We start from the raw sequence: 12,778 nt of genomic DNA, 5'->3' as shown, positions 1-12,778 counted from the left end.
GCGGGCGCAGCCCGCCCTACAGTCTTGCTTCCCGTTGCCTGCTGCCCCTATTGCAGATCCTCACCCCCACAAACACCGCCGCCACCAGCGTGTACCCAACAACCAAGTCGTAACCGCGATAGAAGAATGCCTCTGCTGCGGGCTCGATCCCGACGAGCAGAAAGGCCACCGCGTTCCCGCTGAGCTGATACGTGTGCGCCAATCCCAGGATTGTCGCGGCCGCGCCCAATAGCGCCCACACCGCCGCATGGATGAGCTTTCCGTCGATCAGGCAGGCCGACAGCGCGGCGAGGATCATGCAGGTGAAGATGTAGCCCCGCTCCATGACGATCAGCCCGTGGATCGCGAATCCCGAGACTTCCGCGCCGTTGCTTCCCGTCAGTAGCGACTGAAGCGTGGTACCACCGGCTGCAGCGAACGCGCCATACAACACCGTTGCCCCCCAGGCGGCGATCGCCGGAAACAGTCCGATGGCCACGGCCGGTGCGTGCTCGCGGGGCGTCGCCTGGAACGCTTGCGCGGTGATGACCACGCCGATCCACAACACGATGGCCATGCCTGCCTCGATAGGAATGATGCTGTTGACCAGGGCGACCGTGCCCGTCAGGCAGATCGCCGCGATGACCACGCCATTGAGGGTGGAGTATCCGGCCCGTGCTCCGAGCCCCTTCCAGCCGGGATGTCCGATGTAGATCGTGGTGGGAAAGCAGCTTCCAAGGCACGCGGCCAGGATCGTGCCGACGCCGTTGATGGATAGTGAAGCACGGGTGTCGTAGCGATCGCCGCTTGCCTCGGCCGATTCAATGTTCTGAAGGCTTCCGATGACGTTGAACAGCCCCATCGGTACGATCACCGACAGGAATCCCAGCCACTCGGACGCCGGCAGGCGCAAGGTGTTCAGCAGCGCCCCGCCGTACCAGCCGGGCAAGACCGGACCGGCCGAGTTCCACGCGGCCTCAATCCCCGAGACGGACATCGGCTGGCCGCTCCACGAGCCCGGCAATAACCACGCCAGCAGCGTTCCGGCCACAATGGCCACGAGCCCGCCCGGTAATCCCAGGGGCAGTCGCACTGTACTGAAATAGGTGATCAGGACGATGGCGGTCGGCACCAGGGCCACCAGTGGGCTCGACCAGATGCGCAGCATGAATGTCATGGAAATAAAGCCAATGGCGATGCCTGCCAATGTGGAGAGCAGCGCCGCCCGAGGCGTACGCAATCGGACCCGTTCGGCGACAAGCGCGCCGAGGAATTCGATGATTCCGCTCCCTAGGCACGCCAGAAGGCCCATCCGCCAGGTTAAATCTACGTCTCCCGTCGCGTGGTACACGGGGACCAGAACGAAGAATACGTACACGAGCAGCGAGGGCGTATTGATGCCGTAGGGCAGGGCCGTGACATTGTCACGCCCCTCGCGTCGGGCCAGCCGAAGCGCCTGCCAGGAGTAAAAGATATTTCCGAACAGGATGGAAATCGCTGCCCCGGGCAGGATGCGGGCGTACAGGTAGTGGACATTGTCGCCGTTCATCCCGCACAGCCCGCCACACAGCGCAACGATCAGCAAGAGCTGAACGAGGTTATCGACAAAGAGCCCGAAGAAGCCGTCCAGATCATGTCGAACGAACCAGCGCATGTCCGGGGCCGAAGACCGTTAACGGGGATTGATCTTCAACAATATCTTCACGTTTCGAGGATCCTCCGCCGCGGCGAACGCCTCCGCTGTCTGCTCGATGGGCACCGTTCGCGATACCATCGAGCGGACGTCGACCGCCTGCCGCGCCAAGGCATTGATAGCCTCGGGGAAGGGACCACAGCGGCTGCCCATCAGGCGGATTTCGTTCACCACCAGCGGAGCCAGGTTGATCGTAGCGGGTTCGGCGCAGGTGCTCTTGAGCACGATCGTTCCCCGAGGACGCACGAGATGCATGGCAATCTCCAGACCTTCGGGGGACCCGCTGCACTCCACGACAACGTCCTGGTCGTGCCGCGGTTCGAGGTCGGCCACGGGAACCGCCTGAACCCCTTTCTTTTCGCACAGCTCAAGGGTCCGGGGATTCCGTCCCACGGCAACAAGGCGGCACCCTGTCGTGGCGAGCACCTGGGCGACCAGCAGGCCCAGTCGACCGGTACCCACGACAGCAACGTTCATCCGTGCATCGATCGCTGCCTGACCCAGCACCTGGTATGCGGCCGCGAGCGGTTCAATGAAAACGGCTTCCTCGTCCAGGATATGATCGGGAACGGCGTGCAGATTCTGCTCAGGCACGGTCAGAAAGTCGGCCATGGCGCCGTCACGACCCTGGATCCCGAGAACGGTTCGATTGCGGCAATGATTCGAGAGCCCGCCCTGGCACATGTCGCAGCGCCGGCAGACGCAGTTGATTTCCGCGACGACCCGCCGGCCTTTCCAGTTCTCCGATCCCTCCGCAACCGTACCGACGAACTCGTGCCCGGGCACACCGCGGAAGTCCATGTAGCCGCGGGTGATCTGAAGGTCGGTGGCGCAAATTCCGGCCAGGTGCACCCGAACCAGGCATTCACCCGACGCGGGCGTCGGCTCGGGGCGGCTCGAATGAAACGACAGTTGTTCATCGAAGACGACGGCGCGCACGGACTCTCCCTGCTTCAGCGACGGGCGCTGCTCCCGCCGAAGGGCCACCATGAATGTCTGGACTTGGAAGGCTCGTCCTCGGCGGGTTTGTCGGCGAACGGATCGCTGGTAGAAGCGAGCCACTGCTCCCACGGACCCGGCTCATAGGGCAGCTCCTTGCCCGTGAGGCGTTCCAGCGATCGGCCGGCTTCGTACACCACGCCGAAATCGGCCTGCCGGAGGGCCTTAATCAGCGATGCCAGCGTCTCCCTTGATTCGTAATGACCCAGAAGTCGCGCCGCCTCCATGCGCACGTCGCGATCCGGATCGCTGCCCAGAATCTCGATGGCCCGATCCCGAATCCGCGTGTGCAGCTCGACATCGCTGTGGCCGGCGCACTGGGGGCTCCGCAGGGCATAGACCAGCTCCCAGCGGAGCTTCGGACCCGCGGCGCGTGGTGAATTCGAACTGGGACCGGCGGCAAGAACATCGAGGAATTCTCCGGCGATGGATGGGCCGCCGACATCGCGCAGGGCGCACACGGCCGCGCATCGCACCGACTCGCTCGGGTCGCCGCGAAGCGCGCGGATCAACGCTTCGACCGCTTTCGGGTCGTCTGCATGGCCCGTTTCCGCGAGGCGCTCAATGGTCATTCGACGGACGTCTGCATCGGGCTCTACGAGCAGCGAGAGAGAGTAGCGCTCGACGTCACTTCGAGAAATCAGCCATGCCGGCTTGTACTGGGCCTTTGGTTGGGAGCATCCGGCCACGAGCGCGGCGATGAGGAGATTCACGGCGATCAATGGCGAGATTGCGGTCTTGAATGGAGTCTTGATCATGCCGCGCCAAAATCTGCCCGGAGCAATGCCCCCTGGACATTTCCGGGACACTTCCTATACCCGTTGATACGCGACGCCGCAAACGGCCTATTTCCGGGCGGCATGGGGCCGACGCGTTGCGTGCCGATAACGATCGGGCTTACAATTGACCCATGGGAACCGCGGAGATCGCAATGAATGGGTCCATGGGCCACTGCGCATCCGGGTGGTCGCGGCGCTCTTTCGTAGGTCGTGATACGCTTTCCGTGCCGCTATTGGCCGCAATGATCCTGCTCGGCAATGTCCTACCGGCACGGGCCGAGCCACCGCGCGCCCGTTCGCTCACGTTCGATCCCGCCAAGCGCGACTGGGTCGAGCAGCCGCCGCCGCCCAAGAGCACGCCTGAGGGGGCGCTGTACGAAATCCGCCGGCTCAATCGAGATCGCGAATACCGTAAGGCGATCGCCGCAGCGAAACGCTTCGAGAAGAGCTACGGGCGGGAGCAGGAGCTTTTTCCGGAGGTCATGATCGCCCGGGCCGAGGCCCTGGTCGGACGGCGCGAATTTGAGAAAGCCCACAAGCTGCTCCAGGAGTTTCTCAATCGCTATGGGGGCATGGCGGTCACATCGGAGGCCATCCGGCTCGAGTTCGTCATCGCCGAGTCCTTCCTGGGCGGCGCCAAGCGGAAGTTTCTGGGTCTGCGCATCGTTCCCGGCAAGGAGCTCGGCCTGCAGATCCTGGACGATATATCTTCGAATTACCCCGATCGACCCGAGGCCATTCTGGCCATCAAGACCAAGGGGGATTACTTCTACCGCACCGGCGAATACGATCTGGCGGAGATTGAATATGCTCGACTCGTGAAGGACTATCCGCTCAGCCGTTATCACCGTTATGCCATGCGTCGCGCGGCCGATGCGACCTTGGCCGCGTTTCGCGGGATCCCGTACGATGACGCCCCGCTCGTTGAAGCGCGAGAGCGCTACCTCGATTATCTCAACCAGTATCCGGATGCCGCGGGCCGCACCGAAGAAAACGTCCGGCTGATACTCGCGGATATCGCCGAGAAGCGCGCGGAAAAGATGCTCAACATTGCCGACTGGTACGCGCGCACCGATCATCTGGCGTCGGCGGTGTTCTACCTGGAGCGTATTGCACGCGACTTTGCGGATACGGCCGCGGCGGTCGAGGCGCGCACCCGGTTGTCCCTGCTCGGCGAAACGTTACCGGAAGCAGGGGGTTAACCGGCGCACTGTCTTCGGTCGCGTATTCCGCCGATCAGTTGTTCACGTTCGAGAATTGGATGAGCGATGGTCCAGTCCAGAATCAAGCCGTTCTTCGCTTTCGGCGCCGCGGTCATTTTCGCTGCCCTTTCCGGCTGCGGATACTCCACCACCCGTCCGTTTCCGACCGATATTCAGACGGTCCACGTGGAGATGTTTCAATCCCGGGAGTTTCGACGCGAGCTTGAATTCCAGTTGACCGAAGCGTTGGTAAAGCGGATCGAGATGGACACGCCCTATCGGGTGACGCGCCTGGAGGACGCCGACGCGGTCCTCAGCGGGGAGGTCATCAGCGTACAAAACCGTGTGTTCGGCGATGATTTCGACACCGATCTGCCCCGGGAGATTGGTTCGACGATCACCGTACGTTATCGACTCCAGGACATCCGAACGGGCCGGATTCTGGTCGAAAAACCGCGATTCGTGTATCAGACCAGTTACATCCCCCCCGTGGGGGAGACCTTCCGCGTCGCCATGGTCCGGGGGATGGGCGGCCTGGCTGAGCAGATCGTCGAGTCGATGGAATCCGGATGGTAGGACCGCTATGATCCCTCGTACCCATCGGTAGGGTCTTCCAAAAGCCTGACTTGACAACGAGAGAACTTCGAACATGGCGGATGGCAACGGCCAACAAAACCCACAGCCTCCCGACGGACGCAAGCCCGGTGGTCCGAATGTACGCCTCTCGCGCAATTTCGTGAGCTGGCTTTTCGTCCTTGGACTGGTCCTGCTCTTGGTTACGCTGCTGACGAGCTCGCTCGATCCCGCCAAGGAGATCAGCATCAGCGAGTTCTACAAGCATCTTGAGAACAAGCATGTGGCCAAGCTGACCATCAAGGAGGAGGACGGCAAGATCGAAGGCGAGCTGGTCCCGACGGAGGGGACCGCCGCCGGGGCGCCGCCCGAGCGATTCTTCGTCGAGTACCCGCGGGCTGCGATCGACGACGAGTTTCTCCGGCGGCTCATTCGTGAATCCAACGCGGAAGTGTCCGCCCAACGAACCAACCAGTTCGTGCTCGTGCTGCTGAGCATGCTTCCGTGGATTCTCATTTTCGCCTTTATCTGGTTCGTCATCTTCCGCCAGATTCGCAACGCCGGCGGAGGAGCAGGCATGTTGGGCAGTTTCGGCAGATCGCGCCACCGTGTCACCGCCAAAGAGCATACCAACGTGACCTTCGCGGACGTGGCGGGCATCGAGGAGGCCAAGGAGGAAGTTCAGGAAATCATCGAGTTCCTCAAGGCCCCGAAGAAGTTTCAGCGCCTGGGCGCGCGCGTCCCGCGCGGCATCCTGCTGGTCGGCGAACCGGGATGCGGCAAGACGCTCCTGGCCAAGGCCATCGCCGGCGAAGCGGAAGTGCCGTTTTTCTCCATCAGCGGTTCGGACTTCGTGGAGATGTTCGTCGGCGTGGGCGCCTCCCGCGTGCGCGACCTGTTCAAGCAGGCCAAGGAAAATTCGCCCTGCATTATCTTCCTGGATGAGATCGACGCGGTCGGGCGGCGCCGCGGGGCCAATTTCGGAGGCGGCGGGCATGACGAACGCGAGCAGACGCTCAACGCCATTCTCGTGGAGATGGACGGATTCGAGACGAATTCGCAGATCATCGTCATCGCCGCGACCAACCGGGCCGACGTGCTCGATCCGGCGCTGGTCCGACCGGGACGGTTTGACCGCCAGGTGTATGTCTCGCTGCCCGATCTCCAGGGTCGCTATGAAATCCTCAAGGTCCATCTTCGCAAGGTGAAGCTGGGTCCCAACGTGGACATCAAGCGGATGGCTCGGGGAACGCCCATGTTCAGCGGTGCCGAGCTTTCCGCGTTGGTGAACGAGGCCGCGATCGTCGCCACCCTGCGCGGCAAGGAATTCGTCGAGCAGGAGGATTTGGAAGAGGCCCGCGACAAGGTCCGCTGGGGACGGGCGAAGAAGAGCCCCGCCTCCGACGAGCGCGACCGCAAACTCACGGCCTACCACGAGGCCGGTCATGCCCTCATTCAGGCCTTGGAAAAAGAGGCCGATCCGTTGCACAAGGTCAGCATTATTCCGCGCGGACCCTACGGCGGGGCGACATTCTCGCTGCCGGAACGCGACCGCATGGTCTATTCCCGCAATTACCTCCTGGCCACCATGCGCGTGCTGTTCGGGGGGCGGTTGGCCGAGGAAATCTTCTTCAACGAAGTCAGCAGCGGTGCCGCCGCGGACATCAAACAGGTAACTGAAATCGCCCAGCGCATGGTTCGCGAATGGGGCATGGGCGAGAACGTCGGCTTCATTTACTACGGCGACGACGGCGGACGGGGCGCCATGTTCGATTTGCGCGGCGGCCGCGACATTTCCGAGCGGACGGCCGAGGTCATCGACTCGGAAGTCAAGCGCCTCGTGGATGCCGCCCACACCGACGCACGGCGCATCCTCACGGAGCACCGGGAGAAGCTCGAGGCGATTGCGCTGGCCCTGCTGAAATTCGAGACCATCACCGGCGACGAAGTCAACGCGTTGATCCGCGGGGAGTCGCTGGACCGCAAGGGCGTTGCCGACCTGCTGGACAGCGCCGACGCCCGTCCGAATCGCGAAGTGGGCGTGGCCCGTCCCGCCAAGCCCAAGACTGAACCGGGACTAGGCGACGGCATGTTGCCCCAGCCGGGGTAGGAAGCGTTGGGCTCGTCGGGGTATGGCCGGACTTACTCCGGCTCAACCACCATTTCGCCCGGCGATTTCATCTCCCAGTCGGATTCGAGCTCCTCGCGCTCGGAGGGCTGCTCGGCACGCTCCCTCGGCGGCGGAGAGCTTCCGTTGTATTCGTATGAGCGGTGCGTTCGGACAGACGATGTCTGGCATCCTGCTGCGGCGAACGTCGCTGCCAGCAGGCCTATGAGCGCAAACGAACTTCGCAAACGACTATTCATCGCTGATCTCCCGGCAAAAAAACTTGCTGTTCAAACCGCTGGCGCAATCGCGGAATTGCCGCGGTGTACGAAGAAGTCCTAAGAACCTGACCGCCGCTCGTGGCGGATTTCGCTGTTAACAACACTCCACACTTCGGCGGCCGGAAGCGTTACCACCACCGTGGCCACGTCCTCCGAGAACGTTGCCGGTTCCTGGAAGGCTCCGGTCAGCACAGCGTCCACCTGAGAGCGAATCTCGTCGCGCTGCGTGACGAAGTCCCGCACCGTGGTGTTGGAATCGATACGAAGCCCGTAGATCTGCTCGGCGAGCTTCCGCAGGCCGTCGAGCGCGGCGGCCCGGGCGGCGCGAAGCTTGCCCTGGGCGGTATTCATCTCGGGATCGGTTCCCTGCCCGGTGGCCTGGAGCACGTTCGCCATCCAATCCGGAGAAGAAACACCCTTGGCTTCCGCTTCCTTGAGGAACCGCTGCGGCGGAACCCCCATGCCGGTGGCTTCAACGGTGTCCCGTTCGATCTCCTTCTTGACGTTTTCGATGTGCGTGGCCGTCACGCGATTGCCGTGGTAATGCTCGCTGTGCAGCTCCTTGATCTTGGTGAGCACACGCTCGACCGGCACCTGCATGGTGACCTCGGCGATCAGCTCATCATCATGCAGGTAGGTGCTGACTTCCGATGCCCCGACCACGATGCCCTCGGCTCGCGTGGCAATCTCGTCCGACTCGGTTACAAAGTCTCGAACCAGCGTCTCGGAGTTGAGCCGCAGACCCTTGATTGTCTCGAGCAGCTTTCGGAGTGCGTCCACCCGCGCGGCACGCTCCGCCATCAGCCGCCCCTGCGGACCGACGGATTTCCAGATTTCGGGAATCGCCCGGCGGGGCGGCGTGTAGTCCTGCGGCAGCGGCGGAAGCTGATCCATCGCCTGAGGAGGGAGGTCGGGCGGAACGTCGGGACGCGGCGCTCCGCTACCCACGGCCGAGATCACGTCCTTCTGAATCCGCTTGCTGATCGTCTCGATGTCCGTCGTGGTCACCTTGTTTCCGTGATAGTGCGTGCTGTGTGCCTGCTTGATGCTCGTGATCACATTCGCGACAGTTACTTCGCACTCGACCTCGGCCACGCCGTCGTCGTAATAGGTGGGCTTCTGCGTGCGAATGCCCTTGATGAACTGGTTGACCGAGGTGCGAATCTGGTCACTTTCCGTTACAAAGTCGCGCACGGTGGTCTCAGAGTTGAGCTGCAGACCGTAGACGGTTTCCGTGAGCTTGCGGAAGCAATCCGCTTCCGCTGCGCGCTTGGCCAGCAGCTTGTTCTGGGCATCGGTAACAGCGTTTTGCGCCTTAGCAACCGGCGTGATCAGGACCAGCGCCGCGCCTGCGGCGAGCACGAAACAGAGCTTCGATCTCATAAGACGTTCTCCCTATGGACCCGAGGCGTCATGTGCTGGCCCCGAGGTCATGTTCCGAGAATCACCCATCGTGATACGGCGGAGCCGGGTTCTTGCCCCAAAACTGCCAAGGAACCGCCCCGTCTGATACGTTGTAGACAACACGGCTCTCCAAACGTTGGACCGTGTCGCGAATTCCGTCGCCCGGCCGCCGAGGGCGCTAGCCCGTCACGCGTCCCTCATAAGCCTTGACCCGCTCGCGTGCCTCCCGGTATTGGGCCCGGTCCGAGTACTGAAGGGCCTGCTGGTAATAGCGGAGCGCCTCGCCCGGGCGCCCTTCTGCCTCGAGGGCCACGCCCGCCCCGAATGCGGCCCGGTCGTCGCCGGGATCGGCTGCCAGGGCGAGCTTGAACTGATCCAGTGCCGAGCCCCACGCCTCCGCGCGAAGCAGACGCACACCTTGCCGGCAGTTCTCGTTCCCGCTCGACGATACGTTCTCGTCCACCTGGATGCGACATCGCATCAACCGGCTGACGAACTGCCGGGCGCCCTGTTCGACCAGCGTTGCGATGATCTTGTCGGACGGCGTGAGTTCCGCCTCGGTCTTGCTCGAACCGAAAATTGGGCTGGCCTTGGTGCGATCCGTGGCCGTGAACGTCGTGGGCAGGTAGTGCTCCCAGACCTTGTTGTTGGCCGTGTCCACAAGTTTGAAGCTGGTCTGCACGGTCATGTTCCGTGTGACGGTTTCCACTTCCGAGGTGCGAATGTCGGCGCCACCCGCACCGTAGCCGTGTCCGCCGCCCCCGAAGAGCCCAAGGTCGGACAAGGTTCTCTGTTTGCCCTTCGTGAGGGTGATTTTCACGTCCACATAGCTGAGGATGGCCCCATCGGCGCCGAGCAGCTTGCCGGGCTGGCCTCCGCGGCGATCGGACATCCCGGCCGCTTGCAGATCAGCCTCGTCGAACGTGACTTGTGTATCGCGCCGGTCGGAAATCTCGATCGGTGTGCCGAAATCGCTACGCGATTCGTTCACCAGCGAACGAAGGATGTTGGCACTCAGTTCCGACCACTTCTCGTCGGTGGTCGGTCCGATCTTGGCCGGGGCGATGTAGAGCGTGTTCATGCCCTGCGGCAGGCCCTTTGACGGCTCCACCACATAGCTGTAGCTGACGAACGCCCGCTCCTTGGAAGCGCAGCCGGTAAGTGAAGAGACGCCCAGTAGCACGACCGAAACCCCAATCCAACGCCTTGCGATCATTCGAATGACTCCTTTCCTGCTTTCGCCATGGTAGTCCCGAGGTCGTTCCCGAGGACCGCATCCATGTGCGCACCGCCAACGGACACGTCGTCCGGGGGCGATCCGCGCCGAGGCCCCCGAATTCGAGAACGGACCCTATTGTAGCAGAATCGCCGGCGGCAACGAGAGTCGCGCTGCAAGCCTTTGCCCTGTCTCACAGGCGAATTAGAATCCGGAAAGCGACGGCTGGGTCAGTTCGGCGTTAAGGACCACGACAGGAAGATGACTCCTCGAAGGAAAACGCGACAGGTCATGGTGGGGCCGGTGCCCGTCGGGGGGGATGCGCCCATCTCCATTCAGTCCATGACCAGCACCTATACCCACGACGTCGACGCCACCGTGGCCCAGATCCGCCGCCTGGCCGAGGCCGGCTGTGATATTGTCCGGGTAGCGGTTCCGGAGAAGAGCGACACGGCCATGTTGCCCGCGATTCTGGACCAGTCGCCCGTTCCCATCGTGGCGGATGTCCATTTCCACTACGAACGGGCCATGGAGGCCATCGAGGCGGGCGTGCACAAGATTCGCCTCAACCCGGGTAACATCAATGACCGCCGCGAGGTGGATCGGGTCATCGCCGCGTGCCGTGAACGGGGCATTCCCATTCGCGTGGGGGTGAACGAAGGCAGCGTCGTCGAGCGTCGGGACCGCCGGCGGCGCTCCACACAGCAGGCGGGGCTCGCCCAGGACCGGCGGAGCGAACTCCTCCGCCTGATGGTTGAGACCGTCGAGGAATACCTTCGCATTTTCGACGACAACGATTTCCACGACGTCGTCCTCAGCGCCAAGAGCATCGACGCCACGATGGTGATCGACGCATACCGGGCCATCAGCGAGCGGTTCGACCTTCCCCTGCACCTGGGCCTGACCCACGCCGGCCCGCCGGAGACTGGTCGCATTCGCTCCATCGCCTCGCTGGGCTCGCTCCTGTCGCAGGGAATCGGCGACACGATCCGTATCTCGTATGCCTGTGATCCGATTCACGAAGTCGAGGACGCCCGCGAACTGCTCTGCTCGCTCGGGCTGCGCGGCCGGGCTGAGCCTGAGCTGATCGCTTGCCCGACCTGCGGGCGGATCGAAATCGACCTCATCAAGCTCACGGCCGATGTCCGGCGCAAGCTCTCCGGCATTCGAGTTCCGGTGAAGGTGGCCGTAATGGGTTGTGTGGTTAACGGTCCTGGGGAGGCAGAGGGTGCAGACGTGGCCGTGTTTGCCGGCAAGGGGCGGGGAATCATCTACGTCCAGGGTGAGCAGAAGCGAACCGTGACCGAAGCCGAGATGCTCGACGCGCTCTACGACGAAACCGTGGCGCTGGCGGAAGCGGTGCAGCGCGGCGAGACGGTGCTCAGTAGTAGCAAGGTATCGATCAAGCCGCCAGATCCGCTACCTCGCCGAGACGGGACGATTCCCCTCAAAGTCTCGGCCGGATGATTGATTCAATCCGTTTGATGAGCGTGTTCATTGCGTAGGATGTCTGCTCAAACATTGCTCGCGACTTTATTCGCGATTCTCTTGCTCGGGTCCTGTGGTTCTCCAAAGCGGAACAATTCGGTGGGCGCCAGTTCCGAGAGCCATTTGCAGCAGGCTGATCAGGCTCATCACGCCGTCCACAACGTCATCCAGATCACGCCCAAGCTCATCAGTGGTTCGGCTCCTGACGGAGACGAAGGATTCGCGGAGTTGGAACGCCGGGGCGTTCGCACCATTGTGACCGTGGATGGAGCCGTCCCTGACGTCGAGGCGGCCCATCGACACGGCATGCGCTACGTCCATCTGCCCGTGGGCTATCACGGCATCGACCACGAAAGGCAGTTGGAAATCGCCCGGGTCGTGCGCGATTTGCCCGGCCCGGTGTACGTGCACTGCCACCACGGCAAGCATCGCGGTCCCGCCGCCGCAGCCTCGGCCGCCGTGGGCTTGGGCTGGCTGACACCGCAACAGGGCGTGGTGTTCATGCAGCAAGCGGGGACTTCGGAAAACTATCCCGGACTCTATCAATGCGTCGCCGAGTTGGAAGCGGCGGGACAGGAACAACTCGACACCGCCCCGGCCGATTTCCCCGAGGTCGTACCCGTGCCGGGGTTCGTCAAGGCAATGGCTGCGGCGCAGGAAGCGTACGACCACCTTGTCGAGATTCGCGACGCCGGCTGGCAGTTTCCTCCCGACCATCCCGACCTCGTGCCCGAGGCTGAGGCCCGGCAGCTTGCCCGGCTGCTTGGCGGTTTGTTGGACGATCCTGAGCGGGAAATACATCCGCCGGATTTTGCAGAGATGCTCGGCAAAGCGGGCGCGGCCGCGAAGGCACTTGAGGGATCCGTAATCGCCGGCGCCCCTGTTGCCGAGCGTACCCGCCTGCTTCGGGTCGTCCACGAATCCTGCAAAGCCTGCCATCGAACCTACCGCGATAGGCGTTGACCACTTCGCCGGCTCGACGATGGCGGCGCTCTTACAATTCCATGCGCCTCGGGGAGCTCTCTCGACTACGATCTTCTTTCGAACTCTCCGTCCA

The 12,778-nt window shown here is 63.0% G+C and carries 11 protein-coding genes; 5 read left to right on the top strand and 6 right to left on the bottom strand.

The genetic code is table 11. The features are described 5' to 3' along the window. Window positions 1-16: 16 nt before the first annotated feature. Genes J5J06_03665 through J5J06_03655 form a run of 3 tightly spaced genes read right to left on the bottom strand, consistent with a single transcriptional unit; the run spans window position 17 to window position 3,429 of the window. Window positions 17-1,633 (bottom strand): NCS2 family permease, encoded by a 1,617-nt coding sequence (locus tag J5J06_03665; GenBank protein MCO6436165.1) that lies wholly within the window; start codon window positions 1,631-1,633, stop codon window positions 17-19. A gap of 18 nt (window positions 1,634-1,651) precedes the next feature. After that, complete coding sequence (locus tag J5J06_03660; protein ID MCO6436164.1) at window positions 1,652-2,611, bottom strand: alcohol dehydrogenase catalytic domain-containing protein; 960 nt, start codon at window positions 2,609-2,611, stop codon at window positions 1,652-1,654. A 14-nt stretch (window positions 2,612-2,625) separates the two neighbouring features. Further along, window positions 2,626-3,429 carry a HEAT repeat domain-containing protein gene (locus tag J5J06_03655; protein ID MCO6436163.1) on the bottom strand — a complete coding sequence of 268 codons (804 nt, stop codon included), beginning with the start codon at window positions 3,427-3,429 and terminating at the stop codon, window positions 2,626-2,628. Window positions 3,430-3,602: 173 nt separating this feature from the next. On the opposite strand from J5J06_03655, the gene bamD reads away from it, so the two are divergent. From bamD to ftsH, 3 genes are all read left to right on the top strand, one after another. Continuing rightward, a complete protein-coding gene (bamD, locus tag J5J06_03650) occupies window positions 3,603-4,652 on the top strand; it encodes an outer membrane protein assembly factor BamD (GenBank protein MCO6436162.1) in 1,050 nt (349 codons plus the stop codon). Window positions 4,653-4,718: 66 nt separating this feature from the next. Further along, window positions 4,719-5,228, top strand: a complete 510-nt coding sequence (locus J5J06_03645) for an LptE family protein (protein ID MCO6436161.1) — start codon at window positions 4,719-4,721, stop codon at window positions 5,226-5,228. Window positions 5,229-5,301: 73 nt separating this feature from the next. Continuing rightward, entirely contained in the window at window positions 5,302-7,335 is a 2,034-nt protein-coding gene (gene ftsH / locus J5J06_03640; GenBank protein MCO6436160.1) for an ATP-dependent zinc metalloprotease FtsH, read from the top strand. Window positions 7,336-7,367: 32 nt separating this feature from the next. Here ftsH and J5J06_03635 read toward each other — a convergent pair whose 3' ends face one another. The 3 genes from J5J06_03635 to J5J06_03625 form a co-directional block, all read right to left on the bottom strand. After that, window positions 7,368-7,592 carry a hypothetical protein gene (locus J5J06_03635; protein MCO6436159.1) on the bottom strand — a complete coding sequence of 75 codons (225 nt, stop codon included), beginning with the start codon at window positions 7,590-7,592 and terminating at the stop codon, window positions 7,368-7,370. A 78-nt stretch (window positions 7,593-7,670) separates the two neighbouring features. Beyond that, entirely contained in the window at window positions 7,671-8,996 is a 1,326-nt protein-coding gene (locus tag J5J06_03630) for an LPP20 family lipoprotein (GenBank protein MCO6436158.1), read from the bottom strand. Window positions 8,997-9,195: 199 nt separating this feature from the next. After that, window positions 9,196-10,233 carry a hypothetical protein gene (locus J5J06_03625; protein MCO6436157.1) on the bottom strand — a complete coding sequence of 346 codons (1,038 nt, stop codon included), beginning with the start codon at window positions 10,231-10,233 and terminating at the stop codon, window positions 9,196-9,198. A 261-nt stretch (window positions 10,234-10,494) separates the two neighbouring features. Here J5J06_03625 and ispG point away from each other — a divergent pair, with 261 nt between their 5' ends. After that, window positions 10,495-11,700, top strand: coding sequence for a flavodoxin-dependent (E)-4-hydroxy-3-methylbut-2-enyl-diphosphate synthase (ispG, locus tag J5J06_03620; GenBank protein ID MCO6436156.1), 1,206 nt, complete (start codon window positions 10,495-10,497; stop codon window positions 11,698-11,700). Window positions 11,701-11,820: 120 nt separating this feature from the next. After that, window positions 11,821-12,684: a cytochrome c gene (locus J5J06_03615; protein ID MCO6436155.1), complete on the top strand. Its 864-nt coding sequence runs from the start codon at window positions 11,821-11,823 to the stop codon at window positions 12,682-12,684. Window positions 12,685-12,778: the final 94 nt, after the last annotated feature.

It is taken from the genome of Phycisphaerae bacterium, from assembly GCA_024102815.1.
GTDB lineage: Bacteria > Planctomycetota > Phycisphaerae > UBA1845 > UBA1845 > JAGFJJ01.
Note: the sequence above shows the minus strand (reverse complement) of the source record. Positions and strands in the feature narration are given on the sequence as shown.

Excerpts from the sequence above, each read along its gene's own strand:
- ispG (MCO6436156.1), top strand. The coding sequence starts at position 10,495 with ATGACTCCTCGAAGGAAAACGCGACAGGTCATGGTGGGGCCGGTGCCC.
- J5J06_03665 (MCO6436165.1), bottom strand. The coding sequence starts at position 1,633 with ATGCGCTGGTTCGTTCGACATGATCTGGACGGCTTCTTCGGGCTCTTT.
- J5J06_03655 (MCO6436163.1), bottom strand. The coding sequence starts at position 3,429 with ATGATCAAGACTCCATTCAAGACCGCAATCTCGCCATTGATCGCCGTG.
- J5J06_03625 (MCO6436157.1), bottom strand. The coding sequence starts at position 10,233 with ATGATCGCAAGGCGTTGGATTGGGGTTTCGGTCGTGCTACTGGGCGTC.
- J5J06_03630 (MCO6436158.1), bottom strand. The coding sequence starts at position 8,996 with ATGAGATCGAAGCTCTGTTTCGTGCTCGCCGCAGGCGCGGCGCTGGTC.
- J5J06_03645 (MCO6436161.1), top strand. The coding sequence starts at position 4,719 with ATGGTCCAGTCCAGAATCAAGCCGTTCTTCGCTTTCGGCGCCGCGGTC.
- ftsH (MCO6436160.1), top strand. The coding sequence starts at position 5,302 with ATGGCGGATGGCAACGGCCAACAAAACCCACAGCCTCCCGACGGACGC.
- bamD (MCO6436162.1), top strand. The coding sequence starts at position 3,603 with ATGAATGGGTCCATGGGCCACTGCGCATCCGGGTGGTCGCGGCGCTCT.
- J5J06_03635 (MCO6436159.1), bottom strand. The coding sequence starts at position 7,592 with ATGAATAGTCGTTTGCGAAGTTCGTTTGCGCTCATAGGCCTGCTGGCA.